Raw genomic sequence first — 25054 nt, 5'->3', positions numbered from 1 at the left:
CGAGGAGACGTTGCGCATGGGTGTTGGCCAGAACATAGCCGCAGAGAATGCGAACTGGACCTTTGGGGGCAATGTTCCCGATACTTTTGTAGATCACATCAAATTATCCGTACCTCTTTACGAAATGGGTCATGGCCTGATCTGTCAGGTTTCGGATTTTTTCGTCCGCAATGACAGCCTGTGCTATGAAATCGGCACATCGACCGGGGAATTGATCCGCAAGCTTGCCGAACATAATGTCGGCAAGCCGGATGCGCGCTGGATCGGCATCGATGTCGAACCCGAAATGGTGAAGGTTGCCGAAGCGCATTGTGCGGATGTCCCGAACATTTCCATTCTGCATGACGACGCCCGTCATATGGAGATGGAAAAGGCGGACATGATCGTCAGTTATTATACAATGCAGTTCGTCCCACCGCGGTACCGGCAGGAACTGTTCACCAAGATCTACAACACCCTGAACTGGGGCGGTGCGTTTGTCATGTTCGAAAAAGTCCGGGGGCCGGATGCGCGGTTCCAGGATCTTGTGACTCAGCTCTACAACGAATTCAAAATTAGTAACGGATTCTCAAGCGAGGAAATCGTCGAAAAGGCGCGCAGCCTGAAAAGCGTGCTGGAGCCGTTTTCCACCCAGGGCAATCTGGATCTGCTGGGCCGGGCCGGTTTCAAGGATGTGATGAGTATTCAGAAGTATATTTGTTTTGAAGGTTTTCTTGCTATCAAATGATTGCTTAACGCCATGCCGGCAGAGACCGGAGTGGGGCGCCACTTTTTATGGCCGATTGACGGAGGCTGCTGGGAACGCTGATGAACGCGTCTGATTTTGATCTCAGTGAAATGGCGTTGGAGGACGGGCTGAAGGCGATAATTGCTTATTTTCAGCACACCGTACTTATGGCGAAACAGGCTGCAGAACGGATATGACTGTGTCGGTTCCTTCAGATAAACCATCTTGGAGGGTCAGGGCATTCCTCCTGCTGATTGCGGCGCTGCTGGTCTGTCTGTCCGTATTTCTGATCAATGGCGGGCCGCTTTATTACTTCGACACCGGCAGTTATATCCGGCAGGGAAATGTGGCCCTGAGCAGCTTCCTGCCACCGGCAGCTGAAAGTGCTGCAGTAGGTATAACCCACTCTGCCGATGACGATAATACCGCAACCGGATCGCGGTCGCTGATCTATGGCCTCATCATGGCCGCGTTTGTTCGGGTCGATGCCCTGTCCGCCCTTCCGGTATTGCATCTGGCTGCTACGCTGCTGGCTGTCTGGATGCTGGCGCGAACGGCTGGCCGGTCTCTGGGCGGTATGCAGAACACAATCACGATGACTGCGGTGCCTTTGTTGTTGGCGGCCAGTACCTCTTTGCCGTTTTATATTGCCTACATGATGCCGGATATTTTTGCCCCGGTGTTGCTGATCGTGATTGCCTTGCTGACGGCTTTTGGGCGGATAATGCAGACCTGGGAACTTTTGTTGATATCCGCTCTGGCCCTGTTCAGCGCCCTTCTGCACCCGTCTCATCTGGCGGTTGCGGCGTTAATGATACCCTTTGTCGCTTTGGCCGCGCTCTGGGGGAAAAGACCACGGCGCTGGCGCGCGACAATCTTGATGATGATGGTTCTGGCGCTGGCACTGGCCGAGCGCAAGGCCTTTCAGGTCACCGTGGAAATCGCCACCAACAAAGAGGTCGTCTATACGCCGCATATCACTGCGCGGCTCATCGTTGACGGGCCGGGCATGGATTATCTGGACGAGGTCTGTCCGAATGCCAAAGTGCCCACCTGCGCACTACACGAAGCGCTGTCGTGGTCAGATGATCCCTACAGGCTGACACCCTCCCATATCATTTTCGAACGCTCCCCCAACCTGGGTTCATTCCGGCTCATGTCACCCGAAGATCAGAAACGGGTTGCCCTGTCCCAACGGGAATTCGCCAAGGCGGTTTTCCTGTCCCGGCCTCTTTCCACCTCGTTGGCACTGGCCCGGAACGGCTATCAGCAGGTATTGCGCTATAGCATTGCCATGACGATCCCAACGGATGTGGAGCTGGAAAACGCCCGCTGGTTGGCCAGAATGGAAGATATCCGGCCCGATATGTTCCAAGGCGGTTCATTGTCTCAGGACAGGGGCTGGATAGAAACGGCCGATATCGTGCACGGCGTGATCTATGCCGTCTCTTTCGCCTTTATCGTTTTCATTCTGCTGCGGCCGGGTAGTGTGTCGCGTGACATGAAGCTGTTTGCGCTGTTCATCCTGATCGGAATAGCGGTCAACGCTCTGGTCTGCGGAGGAGTATCACAACCCGCGGATCGTTACGGCGCGCGCGTGATGTGGTTGTTGCCCTTTACGGCGGCCTTTCTTTTCCTTGTTCAGCGCTCAGGCGCTTCGCGTATCATTGCCGGAGATCCTTCGTGAGTTCAGATCACCCCCTTTCCATCAGCGTGGTCATGCCGGCCTACAATGCCGAACATCTGCTGCCGCGCGTTTTGCCGCCATTGATTGAAATGCTGAATACCGGTCAGGTGCAGCAGGTTCTGGTGGTGGATGACCAATCCCCCGACGGCACCGCGGCGCTGGCACGGGAAATGGGCGCAACCGTGTTGACCACGCCCGTCAATGGCGGCCCCGGAGCGGCCCGCAACCTGGCCGCCCAGCAGGCCACGGGCGATATCCTGTGGTTCGTGGATTCCGATGTCATCGCCTGGCCGGACGGCCCGGACCATATTCGCCGGGCGATGTCCGAAGACAATGTGGGCGCCGTGTTCGGGTCCTATGATGATGCCCCGGACGGGAAGGCCTGGTTTTCACGCTACAAGAACCTTCTGCACCGCTATCACCATCAACGTGCCCGCCGCGAGGCGCGCACCTTCTGGGCCGGGTGTGGCGCCATCCGGCGCGACGTGTTTCTTGAAGTCGGTGGCTTTGATGTCAAAACCTATGAGGTGCCTTCGATCGAGGATATCGAACTGGGTTACCGGATCGCGGCCACCGGCAGACGTATCCTGGTCGAGCCGCTTTTGCAGGGCAAACACCTGAAGGTCTGGACCATCCGCAACAGCCTGAGCACGGATATCTTCTGCCGCGCCCTGCCCTGGGCCCGGCTGATGATCTCGCGCGAGGGGTTGACCGATGACCTGAACACCTCGATGGCCGAGCGGGCACGGGCCGCAATTGCCGGGCTGTTGCTGCTGTCGCTTCTGGCCCTGCCGTTCTGGCCGGGAAGCTGGCCTTTGCCTTTTGTCTTACTGGCCGCGGCCTTTGTCGCCAATCTGGATCTGGTGCGCGCCATGTCCGGGCATGGCGGGCCGTGGTTTGCGTTCAAATGTCTGCTCTACCACCAGGTCTATTACGTCTATTCGGCCACCATCTATGTCTGGTGCCTGTTCGAATATCACATGCTGGGGCAAAAGCAGAAACTGCGCGTCACGCGAAACTGACAGATCGCGTGACATGGTTGATTAATCGGGCCGGGATCAGAACTGCTTGGCAGGCAGCTGCTCGAACGGCAATTTCTCGATCTGATCGAAACGCGGATTGCTTTCGTGCACATAGAACGAGTCGTAAAGCGAATTGCGCACGAAATGATAGCCGTTGGCAAACAGCAGTTCGTTGAGCTCCGGCGTCGGGCGTTCGATTGTCATCGCCAGGAAGCGGTACTTGTCGAAAGGGAAGTTGCGCAAAATCCGTGTCTCTGACCCTTCGACATCCAGGCTGAAATAGTCGATGTCCTTGGGCGCGTTATAGCGGTCGAACACCTCATCCAGAGGCACAGCTTCTACCGTGACAACTTTGCCTTTCTCACGGAACCTAGCCAGCTTCGCGGCACGGCGCTCGGTCATGTTATCGGCTTCATCCACCAGCAGGCTGCTGCGCTGGCCGTCGATCATGAATTCCAGCTGGCCGGGCTCGGGGTCGACCGCCAGCGGGACTGGTGTGGCTGAACGATGATGCCAGTTGATGATCTTGTTGTAATTGACGGGGTTGGGCTCGATCAACAATCCGGTCCAGCCATAATGCTTTTCCAGAGCAAAGGTGTTGGAATCTGAAAACCCGTCCGCAGCACCCAGTTCGACAAAAAAACCATTGCGCTTGCCGTTATAGACTTCGTTGATCACCCACATATCCTGCCCGCGGTCCGAGACCTGTTTGGGCAGGTAACCAAGATTGTTCATGGCAAACCGACGGCTGAAATTCCGAGTGCTGACCACGCCGATATAAGCGAAATAGGCTGGCTTCTGGAGGAGCGGATAGGCTTCAACCAACTTGGTGAGATTCTGCTTCATAAAGTTCTCCACTTAACCGCCCGCTCTTGGCTTTTCGGGCAAAAACATTGTTGCATAGACATCGGCTATCTTAACCCTGCAATTTTCGCGATATCCCACACCGGGTACAGCGTTCCGCGCGTTCCACGTCCGAAAATTGTGTCAAATGGCACGTGATAGACACGCGCAATGCTGATCGGAACGTCGGTGTTTCCAAGGTCGCTTTCGTAAGCTGCCCGATCACGCGCCACCAGGATCCGATCTTCGACCACTTCGCCGATCATGATCTCTCCGTCTTGCAAAGGTTCGGATGCGGGGCGGACGAAATAATCCGCGACGGTGTTGTCCGGTGCCGGCATCCCAGCATGCACATAAACTGACAGCTCACCGGCCATATAGCGGTTTTCAAGCTCGGCCTGTGTCCAGATCGGCGGGAAGGCTTTCTCGAGCAGTGCCTGCACGACGCGCATCTCGTCCAGATCGGGGAACGGGGCGGCCTCGGTCTCAATGACAATGCGATGTCCCAAGTCCCGCGTCTGTGTAAAGGGGCGTAGTGTTTCCGGCCAGCTGATCCATGCGCTGACCGCCACCCCGGCCAAAGCACAGACCAACGCCGGTGCAGGTGCGGCCTGAACCGGGCGCAGGCGCCAGAAAATGATCAACGGAATGACTGCGGCGGGCGCAAAATGATGCGGCAGGATGCGATAGGCCTGAATATAGAAAAACAAAACATAGGCAATAACAGTCAGGGTCAGGGCTTTGGACAGTTTGTCCTGCCACCGCCACGCCAGCAGAGCCAGACCAGGCAATATTCCACAGGGCAGCAGCCAGAACAGGATTCGTCCGGTGTCAAAGATCGTGACGAACCGCAAGCGGCGTAGGATGCTGCCTGTGTTGAACTCACTGGACACATTTGTCAGTCCCGACGACTGCAGCCCCATTTCAAGCAGCGATGCCAGGGCCACGACGCCAACGGCGATCACCCCTCCTGTGATCACCTGCCGGAACGGCAAGGGCCGTGTCAGCAGGAAATAGGAGATCAGAAAGAAGCCAATCAGCAGAATACCGTTCGGCGCGGTCAGCAACGCCAGCGTGGACACAACCGCCATCCAGCCGAACTTCCGTTCGGTAAAGAACAGGATATAGCCCAGCACCCCCGACAGGATCATCGGCTCGCGCGTCATCGGCAGGGCGATATCGGCAAAATACGGATTGTAAGACGGATTGAATGCCATCACGAAGGAAAACAGCAGCAGGGCAGCCCCAAGCCCAAGAACAGAGCGCACATCAGTGCGCCCGTCCGGCGACGCGCGTACAAACCCCAGAATGACCCCAAACAGGATCGACAGGCCAGGCAGATAGGCCAGGCGAATGGAAACTTCATAGGGTCCAAAGAACCGCACAAACCCGGTTTGAAGAAAGGTCTCTGTCATCATTTTCGGGGTTGGATATCCTCCGATTGCACCGGAGTCCGGAGGCCAGAATGGCAGACCTCTGGTTATGAACAACATTGCGTTCAGAAAGCTGTGCGCGCCGTCATCGTTCAGCGCCTCCCAATAGAATTTCGGAGACATCAGCAACAGGACGGCCAGAGGCAGCAGGACCATGCCTGCTATATCCCAGCCTCTGCCCTGAAACACCTTGGGCTCGGAACGGGCCGGAAACAGGTAAAGGCCCATCAGGCAGAGCAGCAGGATCAGCACGATGAAGGCCGTCCCCGTTATCTGAACACCGCTGACAGCCTGAACCAATGCCGCCATGGCAGGGACACCAAACAGGGACAACGTAAATCCCTTGAGCAGCCAATGTTCAAACCGATCTCCGGACGTACGAATTCCCCATGCCAAAATCATGCCCGGGGCCAGAAAAAACGCCGAAGCCGACAAGGCGATCAAGGGAACCCAGATGTAAAGAAACAACGCATCATCCGCCACGAAGTAAGGGGATGCCCCGTCCGCCAACGCGGCTTTTGCAGATATTGTTGCCGCAATATCCTGCCCGGCCAGCAAAAGACCGGCCAACACAATCAGAAACAAAGAAAGGCGCAATATCATCACGTCTTGAATAAACTCGTTAAAACAAGGCAAGCGAAGGTTAACCGGCGAAAGATATCCTGTTTTCTCACCTAATGTCGCTTCATTTGACCAACCAATTCACTGATAACATGTAAGCCTTATCACCCTGCCAGTTTTTTGCCGATCGGGAGAATCGCGCGCATTATGCGACATCAATGCAGCAAATTTTCTCGTATTGATGATCCAACGTGAACAGAAAATGTTCAGGCTTCTATCTTCCCCGGAAGCATGACCGATACTCGGGCTCCTCCCAAAGGTGATGTCCCGATATTGACCGCGCCGCCATAAAGCTCGGCGATATCCTGTACAATCAAAAGCCCCAGACCATGCTCCTCGGTCTCTTCCTGATCACCTCTCTGAACGGGCGCTCCCTGTTTTGCCTTATCCGCTTCCATGCCGGGACCATCATCCTCAATACTCAGAGTGATCATGCCCGGTTCGGGTGCCGTCACGGATATGCGCACATGGCTCTTGGCCCAGAGACAGGCGTTTTCAAGCAGATTGCCCAGGATCTCCTGAATGTCGGCCTCCTCGCCCCAAAAGGTGGTTCCGGCGTCTATGGCGTTTTCGATATGCGGCATCCTGTTTCGGAGTGTGATGCCAAGTGCAAACGATACATCTTCGGCGCAGGCATGCACCGGAGAGGATTTTCCATAGGGGCGTTCGGTACGCGCGCGGCTGAGGTTGCGTTTGATGACACCGGTCATACGCCCCACAAAATCCGTTATCTGATCTCCTTTATCTCCCTCAAGCTCTTCGGCAACGCGCGCCAATGCCGCCAGCGGTGTTTTCAGGCCATGCGCCAGCTCTGCGTTTTTTCGACGGTGTTTTTCGATGATCGTGCCGTTGCGCCAGTGCAGCTCGCGCAGTTCCTCGACCACGGGAACCAGATCGGGCGGCCATTTCTGATCGTCTATGATGGTGTCGTTTTTACGCATGACCTTCACGGAATTGCTGAGCCGCTTGAGCGGCATCAGCCCCCTGTTCACAGTGATGTAGACCGAAACCGAAACCACTATGGCAAGACCAATGAAAATCAATGCAATCAGCTTTGCAGCCCGGTTGGTTTCTTCCGTGACATGCATCAGTGGGGCCGCAATCCGGAAGGTCAATGTCTCATCCGGTTCCATCCCGGGAAACGCAGCCCGCCTTCCACGCAGAACATCTCCGCCCGGGATTACGAAATTCCCCCCGGCTTCCGGGACGTCCAGAACCCAGCTTTCTGCGGTGACAGGGCCAAGTGACGGGGATTGCAGCAGGATTTCGTCAGACCCGTCACGCGTCAATTGCCAGAACCATTGCTCATTGGTCAGGTCATAATAGCTCGGGCCAACGCTCTCGAGCAGTTCAGCCTGTGCCCCGTCATAGGCGACCCGCCGGGCTTCGATCAACAAATCCTGCCCAAGCAGCAAATCCATTTCGCCGATTTCATGAGCCCGGTAGACCTGAATGCAGATCATGGCCCCGATACCCAGTATGGCGCAGCAGATCGCTATCGTGGCAATCGAAACGCGACGGGGGATCGTAGCCCAATTATGCGTCATCTACCGGAATCCGATACCCATGCCCCCGCACGGTTTCCACCATTCCCGCCGCAGTTTTCCGACGCAAACGTGAGACAAGAACATCGATGACGTTCGATTGCAGATCCATATCCTCGGCATAGATATGTTCGATCAGATCTGCCCGGCTGACGACAGATCCCGCATGTCGGGCGAGATGCTCCAGCGCCCGGAACTCGAAAGCGGTCAGCGATACGCTGCGCCCTTTGAAAAAGGCAGCTTTTTCATCCGGCAGAACCGAAAGATCTCCGACATCGATCGAGGGCGTGCCACGCCCGCTTGCACGGCGCACCAAGGCCTCAAGCCGCGCCAGAAGTTCTTCTGAATGAAAAGGCTTTGACAGATAATCATCAGCCCCGCTGCGCAGCCCGGAAACGATATCGTTCCAGCTGTCACGCGCCGACAGGATCAGAACCGGTGCTGCAACCTTGCGGCTGCGCCATTCCCGCAGGATCGACAACCCGTCCAGCCCCGGCAGCCCCAGGTCCAGCACGATCGCGTCCCAATCCTCGGTCTCTCCCAGAAACAGCGCATCATTGCCGTTTCCTGACAGTCTTACGATATCACCCCGGGCGCGCAGCAAACATTCAAGATCACCGCGCAGCGTATCGTCATCTTCCGCAACCAGTACCTTCATAACCCCTCATACGGGACAAACGGCCCAAACGTGAACATAGCATGACAAGACCCGACATGCGGCGTTCACCCCACCTTTTATATATTTGACCTGATCGGTTGTCGAAAGCGATCCGTTTCAGAACCCAAAATTTAGTTTTAGCGATTTGAGGTGCCGGATGTGCGGTCTGTTTGGAATTTTCCCAGAGGATACAACCTCATCCCCTGATGTCACACGGCTTCGTCAAAGCGGTTTCGCCATTCGGCACCGCGGCCCCGATGCCGGCAATATTCTGAGCGAGCCCGGTCTTGGCCTGGCCCATCAACGCCTGTCTCTGGTTGATACCGACACCCGGTCGGATCAGCCATTTACGGACCCAAGCGGCCGCTACATCCTTGTCTACAATGGCGAAGTCTATAACTTCAGAACCCTGCGCGCTGAACTTGAGGCACTGGGCATCCCGTTCCGCACCACCTCGGATACCGAAGTGGTGCTGCACAGCCTGATCCAATGGGGCGAAGATGCGCTTGCCCGGTTCGATGGCATGTTCGGACTTGCCTTTATCGACCGGCAGACACACCGGGTTCTGCTGGCCCGGGACCGGTTTGGCATGAAACCTCTTTACTGGATGCAAGGCATGACCGAACAAGGCCCCGCCTTTCTGTTCGGTTCAGAGATCAAGGCCTTCGAACCCTGGATAACCCTGAAACCCGATGTCAACTCGATCGCGGCTTACCTGATGAAATTCGGAGGCCCGACCAGCGGCCCGACCTTCTATCAGGGGATCCGCAGCCTGACGCCCGGCACTTACCTGTGGCATGACGGATCGGGCAATATCGACATCGCCTCTTTCTTCCACCTGACCGACTTTCTCGACCTTGATGAGATGACCCGCCTCGATGGCCTGTCGGCTGCCGATATCGTCGATGAATATGCGGATCTCATGCATAAATCCGTGGCCTCGCATTTATTCGCGGATGCACCGGTTGGCGCGTTTTGCTCAGGCGGGGTGGATTCATCCCTGATCGTTGCCATCGCAGCGGCCCAGCACCAGAATATCGCCCTGTTCCACGCCAATGTGAAAGGCGCCTGGAGCGAGGTGGACGCCGCCTCGGAACTGGCCAAAAGCCTGAAACTTGATCTACATGTCATCGAGGCTGAAGAGCAGGATTTCGTCGACATGATCCCGCGCGTAATGTGTCACTACGAATACCCGTTTTCCTATCATCCCAATTGCGCACCACTGATGATGATCGCCCAGCTCGCGGCGGATTCAGGGATCAAGGGGCTGTTGTCAGGCGAAGGATCGGATGAGCTGTTTCTGGGCTACCCCTGGCTTGGCCGCAAACGCCTGACAGACGGGTATGAAAGGATGATCAGCGGGTTGGGCTCGGCCATACGCGCAATACCGGGGGTTGGCCCGATCCTGGCACCTGACCGGATGGGAAACATGGAAAACGTCCGCGACATCCTGAATGGTCGCGAGATGGCGCAGGACAAGCGGGCCGTAGCCGACAGCCTGGCACAGCTGCCTCGCAAGTTTCAGGAAAGAGGCCGGCAATGGAGCTTGGATTACATGCACCACCATCTGCGAACGCTTTTGCATCGCAACGATACAATGGGCATGGCTGCCGGGATCGAGGCGCGGTTCCCGTTTCTGGACACACAGGTTGCCCGGTTCGGGATCAATCTGCCGGCACGCTACAAACTCAGGGGCTCTCCGTTCGTTTTCGAAAAGGCACACCCCTTCATCCGCGACAAATGGGTGGTCCGCGAGGTTGCCAACCGCTACATCCCCAACACCCTGAGCCAGCGCATCAAGATCGGGTTCTGGACGACGGTGTTTCAGCGGCTTGAGATCCGGCCGGAATACTTCAGGAACGCCCATTTGGGGGATCTTTTCAGCCTGACCCGGACACAGATGGCGAACACCATCGAAGAGGCCGGTCCGGATCTGCGGCTGCGGTTGCTGCTGACCGAGGTTTGGCTGCGATGCCGGCTGGATCATCAGGACGAAGATCGCGAAATCAACAGATTACGCGATCACGTCAGCATCCGGCCGGACAGATTCCGGCCCCGACCGTCCTCTGCCAACAAACCTGTGGGCGCTGCGGTCCACAGTTGAAGGGCTACCCCTTCCTCAGAGAGCCGTGCTTTTGCGGACGGCGGATTGCGGGGCCGCCTTTTTCTTGGGCTTGGCTTCAAACTCTTCATGATAAGAGCGCTCAACATTGACATCCCAGACGTCATGATCCTCGCCCAGAATATTGCGCGCGGCGTACATCGCCGACAGCATGGAATGATCCTGGTTGTTGTAGCGGTGCAAACCATTGCGACCCACGGTCTGGAAGTTTTCCAGCGTCTTCAGCCAGTCGCTGACCGTGTCTAGGGCGTCCTTGTATTCACTGTCATAGACCGGATAGGCCTTGGGCTGCCGGATAACCGCGTGGTCAATGACATCGCTGGCCTTGGCCAGACCCAGCTTTTCAAGCTCTTCACTGGCGAGATGCCTGAGATCCTCGTCACTTGACGACCACAACCCGTCACCTTTCTGGCAGAAATACTCCATCCCGATCGATGCGGTGTTCTGATCTGGCAGCATTTCCGCGGACCAGGCGCGGAAATTCTGGATGCGACCCACCTTCACCTGCGGGCTGTGGATGTAGATCCAGTTGTCCGGGAACGGATCCGCGTGATCCAGGATCAGGGTCACGATCAGGAAATCACGATACCGCAGACGGTCTGCCGCCTCGACAACCTCGGGTGGTGGCGGCGGATCAAAAGCATGGATCAGATCACGAACGGCCATCGAATTGACGAACTCTTCGCCCTCCACCCGCTCGGTGTGTTTTTCGCCATCTTCAGTCCAGTGGCGCACATCGATCGAAGTGACGCGATTGCCATCACGGTTCACCTGGATCACTTCGGAATGGGTTTCGACCGATCCGCCTTTTTCCCGGATCAAGTCACGGGTCTTTTCCCACATCATGCCGGGGCCCAGGCGGGGATACTGGAATTCCTCGATCAGGCTGGCGGTGTCATTGGCCCCGGAAATCGCGTTCCAGACCGCCTTGGGCAAAGACAGGTTCTTGATCCGCTGCGCGGCCCAGTCGGCCCGGATTTCCGACGGCGGAATACCCCAGACCTTCTTGGTGTAGCTGTGGAAGAAATGCATATAAAGCCGCCCGCCAAAGCGATTGACGACCCAGTCTTCGAACGTGTCTTCCTGCTGGCGTGGACGAATCTTCCATTTGATGAAGCTGCCGATGATCTTGTAGGTCTCGTAGGGGCCGATATTGCCAAGGGCGTTGAAGATACGCAGCGGGTAATCGTAGAATTTGTTGCGGTAGAAGATGCGGCTCAGGCGTTGCACGGTGATGAAATCATCCCCCATCACCTCGTGCCACATATCCTCGACTTCGCGCACCTTGGTGAAAAACCGATGCCCGCCAATGTCGAAGCGATACCCTTTGTGCGTTTCGGTTCGCGAGATGCCACCAACCATGTCCGAGGCCTCGAACACCCGGGGAACATGTGTGTCGCTCAGTTTCTGAAGTTCATAGGCTGCTGTCAGCCCTGCTGGACCACCACCAATGACGACAACGGGAACAATATCTTTTTTCAAATGACTAACACCCATACCAAAACACTGACCTAAAGCTACAAGAGGTTATCCGAGATTCACAACAAAATCCTGTCAGTCCCCGAAACGGACCCTCTGCGTTTTGAGGTCCCTTCCTTCTGCACGGAACGATCAGCCGCCAGGTTTGACGCGCGGCACCCACGCCCTTGTCGGTAAACCCGCGGCAGACCAAAACCGGATCACCTGTGTGAAACCTTTGCTCTTTCACACTGTCTGAAGCAGTATGTACTTTCCTCAACGGCCTGAATCCTAAAGATGTTTTCTGACTGACGCAGCACGGCCCCAACGCCCCTTCCGGATGTGAAGGCAACATGGGACACGCGCAACTCGGGTGCGGCGTATTCCACCGACAATATGACCGCTTTTAAGGACCACCTCTGTGATGTCCTTCACTGTATCGACAGGCCATAAGGGCGCATCAACAATGTCGCGGCTTCGACCGCATTGTGTATGGTTAAGCGCCACAGCAGCGGGAAATTCAGCACCTCACGACTCGTCGCTTTGTGAATCTTGACAGGGTGGCAACGCTGCCGTCCTAATGCGTGCGAATGTTTGCAGTAACTCAGATGTCACGGGTCTGGGTTAAAACGAGTGAATTGGTAGCCAGTCTCGTTGTTAACGAGGGAGCGATTTTATGAAGTGCGTTATTCTGGCCGGCGGCTTAGGTACCCGGCTCAGCGAAGAAACCGTCAGGATTCCAAAACCCATGGTCGAGATCGGAGGAAAACCGATCATCTGGCATATCATGAAAATTTATGCCGCCCATGGCATCACAGACTTCATCGTCTGCCTGGGCTACAAGGGATACGTCATCAAGGAATATTTCGCGAATTTTTTCCTGCACAGCTCGGACGTCACGATCGATCTGGCCAATGGCGGGCTTGAGATTGCAAACAGCAAATCGGAGCCCTGGCGGGTGACGCTGGTCGATACCGGCGAGGACAGCCAGACCGGGGGGCGGCTGCGCCGTGTCATGCATCTGCTCAAGGATGAAGAGGCCTTTTGCATGACCTATGGCGACGGGGTCGGGAATGTCGATATCAGTTCGCTGGTCGCGTTCCACAAAAGCCACGGCAAACGCGCCACGCTCACCGCAGTCGTGCCACCGGGGCGTTTCGGCGCGTTGGAGCTGGCCAGCGATCAGATCGAACGTTTTGCCGAAAAACCGGGCGGTGACGGTGGTTTTATCAATGGCGGGTTCTTCGTGCTGCATCCTTCGGTTGGTGATCTGCTGGACGGGGACGGCGCAATCTGGGAACGCGCTCCGCTTGAAACGCTGGCCGCAGACGGCGATCTGATGGCGTTTCGCCACAAGGGATTCTGGCAACCGATGGATACGCTGCGCGACCGCCGTCAACTCGAAGCCCGCTGGCAGGAAGGCAATGCTCCATGGAAGGTCTGGGAATGACGCTGGGTTCCGCTCCGAAAATCATCCTGCTTGGCAATCTGGGCTATATTGGTCCGGTCGTGGCAGCGGCCTTGCGGAAATCCTATCCCAACGCCAATCTGATCGGCCTTGATCCCGGGTTTTTCTCGGACCGGCTGACCACGCATGATGCGTGGCCCGAGCGGGTTCTGAACCAGCAGATCATCGCGGATATTCGCGATATCGATGCGTCACTGTTCCAGGGGGCGGATGCGATTGTTGCACTGGCGGCCATCTCGAACGACCCGATGGGTGCCCGGTTCGAAACAGTCACCACGGAAATCAATCAGGATGCCATCGTGCAGGCCGCTCATCTGGCCGCCGAAGCCGGGGTGTCGCGCTTTGTCTTCGCCTCCAGCTGTTCGGTCTATGGTTTCGCCGAAGGCGATGCCAGATCCGAGGACGCGCCCCTGAACCCGCTGACCGCCTATGCCCGCAGCAAAATCGGGACCGAGCGCGCGCTGGCGGCCATGGACACGCCGGGGATGCTGCGTACAGCGCTGCGTTTCGCCACCGCCTGCGGGCCGTCACCCCGGCTGCGGCTGGATCTGGTGCTGAACGATTTTGCCGCCTGTGCGGTCACCGCTGGCAAGATCACGGTGCTGAGCGACGGCAGCCCGTGGCGGCCGCTGATCGACGTGCGCGACATGGCGCGGGCCATCGACTGGGCCATCACCCGGACCGAGGATGCCGGAGGCCAATGGCTGGCGGTCAATGCCGGGTCGGATGTGTGGAATTATCAGATCCGCGATCTGGCGCAGACCGTGGCCGAGGCGGTCCCCGGGGCCAGTTTTTCGATCAATCCCGACGCCTCACCCGACAACCGTTCCTACAAGGTCGACTTTTCGCTCTACAAACAGCTGGCACCCGAACATCAGCCGGTTCAGACGCTTGAAGGCACCATCCGGGATTTGTTGCAATTGCTGAACGATATCAACTTTGGCGATGCCGATTTCAGGTCATCTCCGTTGATGCGGCTGAAAGCGCTCGAAGAACATATCCGCAATGGCACGCTGAGCGAGGATCTGCGCTGGAGGATGCCGCAATGACACACCCCGTTTGCCGGAGCTGTGGCGCAGCCCTGACTCAGACGCTGGTCGATCTGGGGCTTTCGCCGCTGGCCAATTCCTATGTCCCGCCCGAGCGCGCGGGCACGGCCTGTCCGCGCTATCCGCTGCATGCCTGGGTCTGCAACGACTGCTATCTGGTACAGGTCGAAGACGCCGTACCGGCGGATGAGATCTTCAATGCCGATTACGCCTATTTCTCGAGCTATTCGGACAGCTGGCTGGCCCATGCCAGGGCCTATGTCGAACAGATGGTCGACCGGCTTGATCTGGGACCGGATGATCTGGTGATCGAGATCGCCTCGAATGACGGGTATCTGTTGCAGTATTTCGTCGAGAAAGGCATCCCCGTTCTGGGGATCGAACCTTCGGGCAGCGTGGCGGCGGCAGCCGAAGAAAAAGGCGTGCGTACGCTGGTCGATTACTTCGGCGAGGCGCTGGCCCGCAAGGTGGCTGCGACCGAGAAACCTCCGGTGCTGATCGCATCGGCCAATGTGCTGGCGCATGTGCCTGACATCAACGATTTCGTCGCCGGGATCGCCACGCTTCTGACCGGCGATGCGGTCTATACGGTCGAATTCCCGCATCTTCTGAACCTGATCAGAGAAGTGCAGTTCGACACGATCTATCACGAACATTACTCCTATCTGTCGCTGCTGGCGGTGGAAAAGATCTTTGCCAAGGCGGGCCTGCGCGTCTTTGACGTCGAAGAACTGCCCACCCATGGCGGTTCGCTGCGGGTGTTCGCCTGCCTTGAGGGTGCCAGCCATCCCGAAGGGCCCGGTCTGGCCAAGGTCCGCGCGGATGAGGCTGCGGCGCAGTTCGACCGGCCTGAGGGCTATATGAATTTCACCATTCAGGTCGAAGCGCTGCGCGACGGATTGCTCGCCTTTCTGCGCGAAGCAAATGCCAAGGGGGACACCATTGCCGCCTATGGTGCCGCCGCCAAGGGCAACACGCTGCTGAACTATGCCGGGATCGGCCCCGACCTGATCTCTTACTGCGTTGATCGCAACCCGGCCAAGCAGAACACGCTGCTGCCCGGCAGTCATATCCCCGTACATGGGGTCGAAGCCCTGCGCGAGACGCCGCCGGATTACGTGCTGATCCTGCCCTGGAACATCCGGGACGAGGTCATCGGGCAACTGTCCGACCTGAAGGCGCATGGCACCCGGTTCGTGACCGCCGTGCCGGAGGTCAGGATCAGCTGATGGCACGGGTTCTGCTGACCGGCGCAACCGGATTGATCGGACGCGCGACAGCCACGGCTCTGACAGAGGCGGGCCATGAGGTGGTGACGCTGGGCCGCAACCCGGCAAGCGACATCCCCTGCGATCTGCTGAACCCCAACGCCACCTCAACAGCCCTTGAAACAGCCCGCGCCAGTCATCTGGTGCATCTGGCCTGGCATGACGGGGCGCGCGACCGCTGGACCTCTGGGGCCAATCTGGACTGGATGGCCGCCACATTGCATCTGGTGCGGGAATTCGCGCGTACAGGCGGCCAGCGCGCGGTCTGCGCCGGAAGCTGCGCCGAATATGACTGGTCGGTGCCGGAGCTGACCGAAACCAGCCCTCTGCACCCCCGCACCCTTTACGGGGCGGCCAAAGCCGGAACCGGGCTGGCCCTTTGCGCGGGGCAGGACGCGCTTGGCCTGTCCCTGGCCTGGGCCCGTATCTTTTTTGTTTACGGATCGGGCGAACCGCCGGGGCGGTTGTTCGGCGACCTGATTTCGAACCTCAAAGCGGGCCAACCCGTAGATTGCACCGATGGCCTGCAGGAGCGCGACTTCCTGCATGTCGACGATCTGGCACGCGCCTTGTTACGCGTGCTGAAAACTGATGTAACCGGCCCGGTCAATGTCGCCAGCGGCACTGCAATCCCGGTCCGGGATCTGATTGAAGAGGTTGCGAAACAAATGTCCCACCCTGATCTGATCCGGCTGGGTGCGATCGCCCGAGCAGCAGATGACCCGGCCCGGCTGGCAGCAGATGTGGGTCGGTTGCGGCATGAAGCCGGCTTTGTACCGCAACATGACATCACTTCAGGCGTGGCCGACATTCTTAGATCCGAAGGGGCGCAAACATGAAGAAACTGCTTGTACCCCGAAAAAAGTCTTTCATGCGCTTCGCTATGGTGGGCGTGCTGAACACGGCGTTCGGCTATGCGCTCTTCACCATTCTCAGCTTGTCTGGCTTACCCCCACAAGTCGCGCTCGTTATCTCGTTTTCCGGTGGGGTTCTGTGGAATTTCATGACCCATGCGCGGCTTGTGTTCGACACCAGAGGTTTGGGTCGGTTGCCCTTTTATATCCTGTCCTATCTGGTGGTTTATGCATTCAATGCCCTATCGCTGGAGGGCCTGTTGTCCATGGGGGTTCAACCAATCACTGCGCAGGGGATAATCGTCCTACCGGCCGCAGTCTTGGCCTTCATCCTGATTTCCCGGGTGCTGACAGATCGCTTTCCCTGGCAACAGGAGGTGTGAAAAATGCTCAAATATAATATTCTGGCTCAATAGCCACTGACGACCGAACTGACCATGGAGTCTGAAATTTGACATAAGTACTGTACCGCGAGGATAGTTAACTAATGCGTCTTTACCTTGCCGATCTCGGCCATAACCTCGTTACTGCAACATCGGACACCTACCCCTTGGGTGTCGGAAATCTTGCGACTTTCGCCCAGGCCTATGCGAAAAGCCCGACAGCGATCGAGGTCGCGATCTTTCGTGATCCGAAAGAGCTCAAGACGGCCATCGACACGGCCGCCCCGGATGTGATCGGTTTTTCCAGCTATTCCTGGAACCACCATCTGGCCCTGTCCTTTGCCGACTATGCCAAGGCAGTGAACCCCGACAGCCTGACCCTGATGGGTGGCCCCAACTTTCCGTTGACCGAAGACGAGCAGGACAGCTGGATCCGGACCATGCCGCAGATCGACATGCATGTGCGTGGCCCCACGTATGAGGGCGAGCGCGCGTTCCTGAGCACGCTGCAACGGTTCATCGATGTCGGTGCCCGCCGCGAAGGCATGTGGGAGGAAGCCGTCGATGGCGCGCTTTATGTGCACCCTGAAACCGGAGAGATTTTGCGCGGGGACGAACCGCCCCGCATCCGCGATCTGGATGAAATCCCCTCGCCCTATCTGGCCGGGCTGATGGACAAGTTCTTCGACACCGGCCTGTTTGCACTGATGCAACTGGCACGGGGCTGCCCGTTCACCTGCGCATTCTGCAATTCGGCGGTCAAATCGAATTCGAAGGTCTTCCGCCATTCGTTTGAACGCACCAAGGCCGATCTGGATTACATCGTCGCCCGCATCAACCATGCCAGCCCGCTCTGTTTCGCGGACGACAATTTCGGCATGTACGTGCAGGACGAAGAGGTGGCCGATTACCTGGGCCATCTGATGGAACGGTACGACTGGCCGAAATACATCCGGACAACCACGGGCAAGAACCGCGGCGACCGGATCATCAAGGTAATGCGCAAAGCCAAGGGCCGGTTGCCGATGACCTCGTCGGTTCAGTCTCTGAATCCGGAAGTTCTGAAGAACATCAAACGCGACAATATCAGCCTGGACACCTATGCCGAGGTACAGCAGGAGCTGCATTCAAAAGGCATGCAATCCTATGGCGAGCTGATCCTGTGCATGCCCGGTGAAACCCGGGAATCCTTCATGGATGCCGTCGATCAGCTGATCGAAACCGGCGTCAGCCGGGTCGCGGCGCACCAGTTGATGCTGCTGCACGGCGCACCGCTGGCCAACCCCGACAGTCGCGAGAAATTCGGCTTCAAAACCCTCCATCGCGTGGTTGCCCGATGCCTGGGCAAATATACCGGCCCAACCGTGGTCGAGACCGAGGAAATGGTGGTCCAGTCCGAGAATTTCTCGTTCCAGGATTATCTGGACACCCGTGTTTTCCATCTGCTGCTGACAATCTTCTATTACGAAGACAATTTCGAAGAAGCCTTCCGGCTGGCGCGCTCCCGCGGCATCCGACCCTTCCTGATCGTCAAGCATATGCAGGACATTCTCGATCAGGCCCCCAAACCCTTCCGGGATGCGGTGGCCGGTTATCTGGAGGAAAACCAGCAGGAGCTGTTTGAAACCCGCGCCGATTGTGTCGCCTGGGCGCAGGAAAATTATGATGATCTGATCAGCGGCGAATTGGGGGGCAATCTGCTCAGCAAATATTCGATGATTGGCCGGTTCATCGTGCTGGACGAAGCACTTGATTTCCTGAAACGGGCCATCAGCGACCTTCTGGACAAGGATGACCACGAAGCGCACGAGATGCTCGGCACGATCATCAATTACTACAGCGCCGTGATGCTGCATGTGCCTTTCTCGGAAACCCTTGAACACGAACCGGTCTGGAGCTCGTCCTTCGATCTCGAGGCCTGGCGGAATTCGGGATATGAGGGCGTGCTGCAGGACTATCAGTTCGATGCGCCCCGCGAATTCCAGACCCAGGTTGATCAAAGGGTGAAAGCCACCCTGCTGACCCGCATCGAGACCTTTGGCGAACATGCTTCGGGGCTGGGCCGGTTCACCCGGACGATGTTTGCCAAGGATTTCCGGCGCAACTTCGTACCGAGTGAAAATCAGCACGCGGCCGAATAGGCCCGTGGGCCTATTCGCTGTCTCCCAGATAGACAACCTTACGCCCGGGAAAGGCTGCGATGATGGCTGCGTTCTGCTCAGGTCCCATATCGCGCAGGAAAATTGGCTTGCCTTCGGGCAGGAACGGGTCGTTGAGATAAAGCGCTGATCCGATATTGGCATTTGTCGCAACAAAGACCAGAGCATTGCTCAGCTCTGCGGCCTGTGCCTGACGCCTGATGTCGCCGGTAAAGCCACCGTACCCATCGTATTTCGAAACCCCACGCCATGAGGTGAAACTGACGACCGAGACTGCACAAAGCAGCAGGATGATACAGTGCAGACGACCGTGATACTGGTCCGGCAGCCGGTCTTTGACCGCCTCGATCCCAGCCGCTGAAAGAACCAGAAACGGTAGAAGTGCCGTATGCCAGTAACGTGGTCCCAGATAAAAAGTGCCTGTGAACCAATAGAAGAACAGCACACCCACAAGGGCCACTAGGATCACCAGCATGGCCCGGTCGAATCCGGTCAGGCGCTTGCGCCAGATGAAGACAATCCAGATCGGGACCAGCGATCCAAAGGTCCAGCCCAGAAGTTCAAGATTGAGCGAGGCAATCCCGTTGATCAGGTTCAGCAGACCCTCAGCCGGGCTGTGGCCAACCCAGATATCCAACGCGCCCCAGCTTGTGGCGGGTGGTCCCACATTGGGGCCAAAGCCGAACGCATTTTTTGTATCGGGCCAGAGCCGGCTCAGGTAATCGGATTGCGGGGTCAGCAGTATATCGCCGGTGGTCCCATAATTGAGCAGCAAAAAGACGGACCCTGACAGGACACCGCCCACGGCGCAGGCCAGCACCTGCCCGATCCCTCCGGGCAGGCGGCGCAGCAGCCACAAACCAGTCAACCCTCCGACAATCAGTGCGTCCAGTGGTCGGGTTACAAAGCTCCATCCCAGCGCAAGCCCGGCAATAAATGCCAGCAGGATCGCCCGCCGCGCCACGCCTTCTCCGGCCCGGATCAGACACCACCAGGCCAGAAGCACCGCGACCAGCATCACGGAATGCGTCATCAGCGTGGCCCCCACGGCCAGCACCCAGGGCGAGGTTGCCATCAGCAACGCGACCATATCCGCACGTTCACGACTGATGGTCCGACGGACAATGTCATGGGCCAGCCAGACCGATATCCCAGTCAGGATCGGATTGATCACCCAAGGCACCCCGATCAGAACCCCAAGGCTTAGTACAATGGCCCAGCCTTGCGCCGGGACACTGATCCATTTGCCGTCATGCACCTCGAGAAGATAGTATTCCAACGCGGGTTGCGCCGCTTCGGGCGGGACCGGAGCCCAGAGCGTACCAGCCGCAAAGGTGCGTGCCTGAAAGAGATAGGCCAGTTCATCCTCGACATGGGGAACGCGGTCGAACGCCGTCCAGGCAAGGACAGCACTGACCACCGTCGCAAAAACGGCCAGAGCGGCCACCGGGATACGCGGGATGCGATCAGGACCTGCCACGGCAAACATGGCGACCAATGTGGCCATCTGAACAAGAGATAATGCACCGCCGACACCGATCTGCAGTCCGAAGGCCGTGTAATAGCCATAGGCCACATAAGGTGTTGCGGACAGACAGAAAACCGCAACCAGACCCATCAGAAGAAACAGGCGGATGATCCCCGCCCCGGCGAAAAGGCCCCTGACAGCCTCCCGGCCTGCAGGACGCATCAGAACAACGCCCGTAAGAACCGCCTGTGCAGCCAATATCAAAAGCATGATCAGGTTTTCAGGCGGGTCGGCGACAATCTCAAGCCGCGGAAACCAGAGCGGTTGAGTCAACCATAACCGGGCGGAACTGCCCAGCAGAACCAAAGCGGCCAGTGCCCCGAACAGAGGTAGTCCGCGCGACCAGAAGACCCCGATCAGAACCACTGCAGCCGCAGCCATAACCATAAACCACAAGCGTAGCTCGGCGAGTGTAGCGTTGGTGACAGGCGCATCCGCGGCCCAGGCAGGGCCTGCACACGCGCAGACCGCAAGAGCAAGCCAGTGCCCTTGCCACCCGTTTTTCTGTGCGATCATGCCAGATGCTCTTCTCTGGCCAGAGCCGGATCCCGAGCGGGACCTTCGATATTGATACGTTCCTGCTCGGTCACGATGGGCCCGCCACGCACCTGATTATGGATCGAGGTGATGTATTCCCCCAGCATCCCAATGAACAGCATCTGAATGCCCGACAGGAAAAACAGGGATACGATGATGGTCGTCGTCCCGCGCGGTGCCTGATCGGGATTGACGAAAAACAGGATCACGGAAATGAGCGAGAACAGGATACAGGCAATCGCGATCACCAACCCGCTGATTGTACAGAACCGCATCGGGGCCCGCGTGAAAGAGAAGATCGCATTCAACGCCTGATCGATCAGCGCCATCAGGCTATGTTTGGACAGCCCCTTTGCACGGGCCTTCCAGACATAGGGTTTGATGATCCGGCGAAAGCCACAGCTTGCGATGATGCCACGGATGTAAGGATAGTGATCCTTATGCGCCAGCACCGCCTTCAGAACCTTGCGGTCGATCAGCTGAAACTCTCCGACCGATGGCTCCAGCCAGACATCCGACAGGCCATTGACGATCCGATAGAAAAGGCCGCGTGCGTTGCGCATCACGAACCCTTCTTCGCGGGTGCTGCGGGCGCCGGCCACCACGTCATAACCGCTTTCCCACAGCTCGACGAATTCGGGGATCAGTTCGGGCGGGTCCTGCAAGTCGACCGGCAGCATGACGACGATCCCGTCGCCGGTCGCATAACGCAGCCCGTTGAAGGTTGAGCGGAACACCCCGAAATTGCGGGCATTGACCACCACCTTCACGTCCTGATCCTGTGCGGCGATCTCGCGCAGGATATCCACGGTCCGGTCAGAAGACGCATTGTCGATGAAGATATGCTCGCGCCTGTAACCCGGCAGCTCCTTGTCGAAAATGGCCTTTACGGTCTCATAGCAATTCGCCACGTTGTCTTCTTCGTTGAAACATGGCGATACAATGGAAATTGTTTTCATATCTTCATTTAACATCAATCGGCACCGCTTACCCCACCAATACTCGGGTATACTCATACCATCCCGCAAAGACCGGGATTCGCACAACACTTAACCCATAGGAATGGTGTGAAATAATGCGCGCGCGGCGCCACAGAGACAGACGAAATCATTTCTTCATGGAAACAATATCCTAAAGCCATTGTTTCCGTTAACTCTACTTCAGCCAACATTTCGTTCAATTGTAAGCAAGTAAGGCGCAGATGAACCGTAAGCTACGAAACTCACTTTTCAAACTTCACATCTGGCTGGGACTGCATCTTTCGCTCTTTTTCGCGTTCATGTTCCTGACGGGCACATTACTTGTTGCGGGGTTTGAACTTGAATCAATCGGCCGTCCGGCCATCTGGACCACGATCGACAAGGAAGAGCGCACCGCGAGTTTTGGCACGATCTACGATGGCATCAAAGAGACCCACCCCGAAAGTAGTATCTATCTGATGTTCAAACGCCCGACCCCTTGGTTTGCGGATCGCACCTTCAGCCGCACCGGATGGGGGGAAAGTGTCAGTTTCTGGACAAATCCAGTAACCGGTGATGTCGTCGGGGCGACACGACCCAATGGGTTTCGCGACATTCTGCGAGACCTGCACGATACCTTTCTGACCGAGAAACGGGTCGTGTTCATGCTGGTCAGCGCTACATCCGTGATCCTGCTGTTTCAGATCGTCAGCGGACTCATCACCTACCGGCGTTTCTGGAAAGGGTTTTTTCGCTGGCCCAGCCGCGCGGGCGGGTTGCGCGCATGGGCGGGCAGCACACACCGGCTGACGGCTCTCTGGTCAATGCCGCTTCTGATTTTGACTGCGGTTACCAGTTTCTATTTCCTACTGGGCAGCCTGGGGTTTGAGGGCACCTATCCGCAGCCCAAACCGCCTGTTCCGCGTGAAACCGTTCTGCCTGTCAATTTCGGTTCAGATCTAATCGACCAGGCCGAGGCCCGCGCCCGTGACGCCCTGCCCGGGTTCGACCCCTTCATCATGACCCTGCCCGACAAAAAAGCTGGCGCTTTCGACTTCAGCGGGCATGTCGCAGGACATTCGGGCTTTTTCGGGCCGGGCAACGTGTCAATTGATCCGGTAACACTCGAAGTTCTGGGCGCTTATACACCCAATGAGGTCGGCGGACTCGCCTATTGGAAGCCTTTAATGGATATGCTGCATTTCGGCCTCTGGGCTGGAGCATTTTCAATGGTGCTGTGGATCATCCTTGGCCTGTTTACGACTGGCCTTGCCCTCACCGGTGCTTTGATTTTTGCGGGCCGGCTTGCCCCCGAAGCCGCGCATCTCGGCCCGGTCAAACGGATCTGGCGCGGCATGGGGTGGACCCGGTGGGCGTATTTGCTCCTCGTGATGGGCATCATAGCAGTCGCTGTTCTCCGCTTCGGCCCCGGATCTAATACCAAAACCAGTGCGTTTGCAGTCGATGCCCCACCCTCGGTGGTCTGGATGCTTATGCACGCCCCCCTCAGACGTGACACACCCCTTGATGTCGAATTGCGGATCAGCGAACCCGATATCGAAACCGTATCCATCGAAATCAATGGGAAAGAGGTACAATCCCTTGAGGTCGTGCAAACAGGCGAGACCGCCATAGCGCCTTTTCAGCTACTACCCTCGGACACGGAAAACACCATCGTTGCCCATCTGCAAAAACCGGATGCAGACACAAGAACCGTCACATTCCGACTGGGGCAACCGATATGGTAAACGAAACAACACTTCCTCTGACGAATGAGAAGGCTTTTCAGGAACGGCTCAGCATCCTGCAAATGTGCTCGTTTTTCACATTCGGAGGCGGCATTCAGCGCCACATTACCGATCTGGGCGGGTCCCTGATGGCGCATGGGCACAAGGTGATCAAGGCTGGCGCCCCCGGCGAACTTGGCGAGACCGCAGATGGCAGTGTCTTTGTACCCTTGCAACTTGACCGGGTCAGCGACCACAGTGCGAATGGCAAACTCAACCCGGCCCTCAGAATGTACTGGCTGGCACGTTCGGCCCTGACCCTGCGGCGGGCGCTCAAAGACCATAAGGTCGATATCATCCATGCGCATGAGACCGCCCCGCTTCTGACGGCTCGTCTGGCCAGTCTGGGAATGGGAATTCCCATTGTGATGACCTATCACGGCTCGTCGCCCGACCGTCTCAACGCGGTGGCCCGCGCCTGTCGGCAGCAAGCCGATCTGGCGATCTGCCCCAGCGAAACCGTCATGCAATCCCTGCTGGAACGCCAGGTCGACCCCGACAAGGCGCGGGTGATGCTTTTGGGGGTACGTCCCAACCCGCCCGCCGATCCGGCCGCCGCGGATGCCCTGCGGCGTGAACTGTTGGGCGAAGATGGCACACATCTGGTTCTGTCCTTGTCCCGTCTGGATCACCAGAAGGGCCTCGACGCGATGATCGAAGTGGCCCGGCGTGTGCGGCAGGACCTGCCTGGTCTGCGGATCGTCGTCGGGGGCGAAGGCGTGCTGCGCGGCCAGGTCGAAGCCTGGGCCGAACAGGCCGGGGTTTCAGACATCATCCGTTTCCCCGGAGTGATCTCGGATGTCGCCACCTATCTTGCGGCCTCTGATCTTTATATGCTGACCTCCCGGTGGGAGGCCCTGCCGATTTCAATTGTCGAGGCGTTCCGCGCCGGGCTGCCGGTGATCGCCACCGATTGCGGCGGTGTGCGTGAATTGGTGGATGGCGAT

19 protein-coding genes are annotated in these 25054 nt (G+C 57.6%); 12 read left to right on the top strand and 7 right to left on the bottom strand.

The window, feature by feature from the left end; all coding sequences use genetic code 11:
- Positions 1-16: 16 nt before the first annotated feature.
- The 3 genes from GOW09_RS20380 (at position 17) to GOW09_RS20370 (ending at position 3436) form a co-directional block, all read left to right on the top strand.
- The gene (locus GOW09_RS20380; RefSeq protein ID WP_171120427.1) at positions 17-727 is read left to right on the top strand and encodes a methyltransferase domain-containing protein; all 711 of its coding nucleotides are present in this window, start codon (positions 17-19) and stop codon (positions 725-727) included.
- Positions 728-920: 193 nt separating this feature from the next.
- Positions 921-2414 (top strand): hypothetical protein, encoded by a 1494-nt coding sequence (locus tag GOW09_RS20375; protein ID WP_171120425.1) that lies wholly within the window; start codon positions 921-923, stop codon positions 2412-2414.
- Positions 2411-3436, top strand: a complete 1026-nt coding sequence (locus tag GOW09_RS20370) for a glycosyltransferase (RefSeq protein ID WP_171120423.1) — start codon at positions 2411-2413, stop codon at positions 3434-3436. Before GOW09_RS20375 ends, GOW09_RS20370 begins: the two co-directional genes overlap by 4 nt.
- Before the next feature lie 36 nt (positions 3437-3472).
- Here GOW09_RS20370 and GOW09_RS20365 read toward each other — a convergent pair whose 3' ends face one another.
- The 4 genes from GOW09_RS20365 to GOW09_RS20350 form a co-directional block, all read right to left on the bottom strand.
- Positions 3473-4282, bottom strand: coding sequence for an FkbM family methyltransferase (locus GOW09_RS20365; protein WP_171120421.1), 810 nt, complete (start codon positions 4280-4282; stop codon positions 3473-3475).
- A gap of 65 nt (positions 4283-4347) precedes the next feature.
- Positions 4348-6315, bottom strand: coding sequence for a hypothetical protein (locus GOW09_RS20360; protein ID WP_171120419.1), 1968 nt, complete (start codon positions 6313-6315; stop codon positions 4348-4350).
- A gap of 224 nt (positions 6316-6539) precedes the next feature.
- A complete protein-coding gene (locus GOW09_RS20355) occupies positions 6540-7880 on the bottom strand; it encodes a sensor histidine kinase (protein ID WP_171120417.1) in 1341 nt (446 codons plus the stop codon).
- On the bottom strand, positions 7870-8535 hold the full coding sequence (locus tag GOW09_RS20350) for a response regulator transcription factor (RefSeq protein WP_171120414.1): 666 nt from the start codon (positions 8533-8535) through the stop codon (positions 7870-7872). Before GOW09_RS20350 ends, GOW09_RS20355 begins: the two co-directional genes overlap by 11 nt.
- A gap of 157 nt (positions 8536-8692) precedes the next feature.
- Here GOW09_RS20350 and asnB point away from each other — a divergent pair, with 157 nt between their 5' ends.
- A complete protein-coding gene (gene asnB, locus GOW09_RS20345) occupies positions 8693-10639 on the top strand; it encodes an asparagine synthase (glutamine-hydrolyzing) (RefSeq protein WP_171120412.1) in 1947 nt (648 codons plus the stop codon).
- A gap of 15 nt (positions 10640-10654) precedes the next feature.
- On the opposite strand, the gene GOW09_RS20340 is transcribed toward asnB, so the two are convergent.
- Complete coding sequence (locus GOW09_RS20340; protein WP_224859183.1) at positions 10655-12139, bottom strand: NAD(P)/FAD-dependent oxidoreductase; 1485 nt, start codon at positions 12137-12139, stop codon at positions 10655-10657.
- Positions 12140-12791: 652 nt separating this feature from the next.
- On the opposite strand from GOW09_RS20340, the gene rfbF reads away from it, so the two are divergent.
- From rfbF to GOW09_RS20310, 6 genes are all read left to right on the top strand, one after another.
- Entirely contained in the window at positions 12792-13565 is a 774-nt protein-coding gene (rfbF, locus tag GOW09_RS20335) for a glucose-1-phosphate cytidylyltransferase (RefSeq protein ID WP_171120408.1), read from the top strand.
- Positions 13547-14632 carry an NAD(P)-dependent oxidoreductase gene (locus GOW09_RS20330; protein WP_216603870.1) on the top strand — a complete coding sequence of 362 codons (1086 nt, stop codon included), beginning with the start codon at positions 13547-13549 and terminating at the stop codon, positions 14630-14632. The genes rfbF and GOW09_RS20330 overlap by 19 nt, the downstream gene beginning before the upstream one ends.
- The gene (locus GOW09_RS20325) at positions 14629-15861 is read left to right on the top strand and encodes a class I SAM-dependent methyltransferase (RefSeq protein ID WP_171120406.1); all 1233 of its coding nucleotides are present in this window, start codon (positions 14629-14631) and stop codon (positions 15859-15861) included. The genes GOW09_RS20330 and GOW09_RS20325 overlap by 4 nt, the downstream gene beginning before the upstream one ends.
- Entirely contained in the window at positions 15861-16739 is an 879-nt protein-coding gene (locus tag GOW09_RS20320; RefSeq protein ID WP_171120404.1) for an NAD(P)-dependent oxidoreductase, read from the top strand. Before GOW09_RS20325 ends, GOW09_RS20320 begins: the two co-directional genes overlap by 1 nt.
- Before the next feature lie 32 nt (positions 16740-16771).
- The gene (locus GOW09_RS20315) at positions 16772-17137 is read left to right on the top strand and encodes a GtrA family protein (RefSeq protein WP_171172387.1); all 366 of its coding nucleotides are present in this window, start codon (positions 16772-16774) and stop codon (positions 17135-17137) included.
- A 104-nt stretch (positions 17138-17241) separates the two neighbouring features.
- Positions 17242-19278 carry a B12-binding domain-containing radical SAM protein gene (locus GOW09_RS20310; RefSeq protein ID WP_171120400.1) on the top strand — a complete coding sequence of 679 codons (2037 nt, stop codon included), beginning with the start codon at positions 17242-17244 and terminating at the stop codon, positions 19276-19278.
- A gap of 10 nt (positions 19279-19288) precedes the next feature.
- On the opposite strand, the gene GOW09_RS20305 is transcribed toward GOW09_RS20310, so the two are convergent.
- Entirely contained in the window at positions 19289-21340 is a 2052-nt protein-coding gene (locus tag GOW09_RS20305; RefSeq protein WP_171120398.1) for a glycosyltransferase family 39 protein, read from the bottom strand.
- A complete protein-coding gene (locus GOW09_RS20300; protein ID WP_171120574.1) occupies positions 21337-22320 on the bottom strand; it encodes a glycosyltransferase in 984 nt (327 codons plus the stop codon). The genes GOW09_RS20305 and GOW09_RS20300 overlap by 4 nt, the downstream gene beginning before the upstream one ends.
- A 242-nt stretch (positions 22321-22562) precedes the next feature.
- Between GOW09_RS20300 and GOW09_RS20295 the strand changes: the two genes are divergently transcribed.
- Both GOW09_RS20295 and GOW09_RS20290 read left to right on the top strand, forming a co-directional pair.
- On the top strand, positions 22563-24068 hold the full coding sequence (locus GOW09_RS20295; RefSeq protein ID WP_171120396.1) for a PepSY domain-containing protein: 1506 nt from the start codon (positions 22563-22565) through the stop codon (positions 24066-24068).
- Positions 24062-25054 (top strand): glycosyltransferase family 4 protein (locus GOW09_RS20290; protein WP_171120394.1); only part of this gene is annotated, 993 nt, incomplete at its 3' end. The genes GOW09_RS20295 and GOW09_RS20290, both read left to right, overlap by 7 nt.

It is taken from the genome of Ruegeria sp. HKCCA5463 (assembly GCF_013034175.1).
GTDB lineage: Bacteria > Pseudomonadota > Alphaproteobacteria > Rhodobacterales > Rhodobacteraceae > Ruegeria.
This window is presented reverse-complemented; position numbering and strand designations above follow the sequence as displayed.

Bases quoted from the DNA above. Each gene is read 5' to 3' on its own strand.
- GOW09_RS20310 (WP_171120400.1), top strand. From the start codon at position 17,242: ATGCGTCTTTACCTTGCCGATCTCGGCCATAACCTCGTTACTGCAACA.
- GOW09_RS20320 (WP_171120404.1), top strand. From the start codon at position 15,861: ATGGCACGGGTTCTGCTGACCGGCGCAACCGGATTGATCGGACGCGCG.
- GOW09_RS20375 (WP_171120425.1), top strand. From the start codon at position 921: ATGACTGTGTCGGTTCCTTCAGATAAACCATCTTGGAGGGTCAGGGCA.
- GOW09_RS20350 (WP_171120414.1), bottom strand. From the start codon at position 8,535: ATGAAGGTACTGGTTGCGGAAGATGACGATACGCTGCGCGGTGATCTT.
- GOW09_RS20325 (WP_171120406.1), top strand. From the start codon at position 14,629: ATGACACACCCCGTTTGCCGGAGCTGTGGCGCAGCCCTGACTCAGACG.
- GOW09_RS20305 (WP_171120398.1), bottom strand. From the start codon at position 21,340: ATGATCGCACAGAAAAACGGGTGGCAAGGGCACTGGCTTGCTCTTGCG.
- GOW09_RS20315 (WP_171172387.1), top strand. From the start codon at position 16,772: ATGCGCTTCGCTATGGTGGGCGTGCTGAACACGGCGTTCGGCTATGCG.
- asnB (WP_171120412.1), top strand. From the start codon at position 8,693: ATGTGCGGTCTGTTTGGAATTTTCCCAGAGGATACAACCTCATCCCCT.
- GOW09_RS20355 (WP_171120417.1), bottom strand. From the start codon at position 7,880: ATGACGCATAATTGGGCTACGATCCCCCGTCGCGTTTCGATTGCCACG.
- GOW09_RS20295 (WP_171120396.1), top strand. From the start codon at position 22,563: ATGAACCGTAAGCTACGAAACTCACTTTTCAAACTTCACATCTGGCTG.
- GOW09_RS20365 (WP_171120421.1), bottom strand. From the start codon at position 4,282: ATGAAGCAGAATCTCACCAAGTTGGTTGAAGCCTATCCGCTCCTCCAG.
- GOW09_RS20300 (WP_171120574.1), bottom strand. From the start codon at position 22,320: ATGAAAACAATTTCCATTGTATCGCCATGTTTCAACGAAGAAGACAAC.
- GOW09_RS20380 (WP_171120427.1), top strand. From the start codon at position 17: ATGGGTGTTGGCCAGAACATAGCCGCAGAGAATGCGAACTGGACCTTT.
- GOW09_RS20330 (WP_216603870.1), top strand. From the start codon at position 13,547: ATGGAAGGTCTGGGAATGACGCTGGGTTCCGCTCCGAAAATCATCCTG.
- rfbF (WP_171120408.1), top strand. From the start codon at position 12,792: ATGAAGTGCGTTATTCTGGCCGGCGGCTTAGGTACCCGGCTCAGCGAA.
- GOW09_RS20360 (WP_171120419.1), bottom strand. From the start codon at position 6,315: ATGATATTGCGCCTTTCTTTGTTTCTGATTGTGTTGGCCGGTCTTTTG.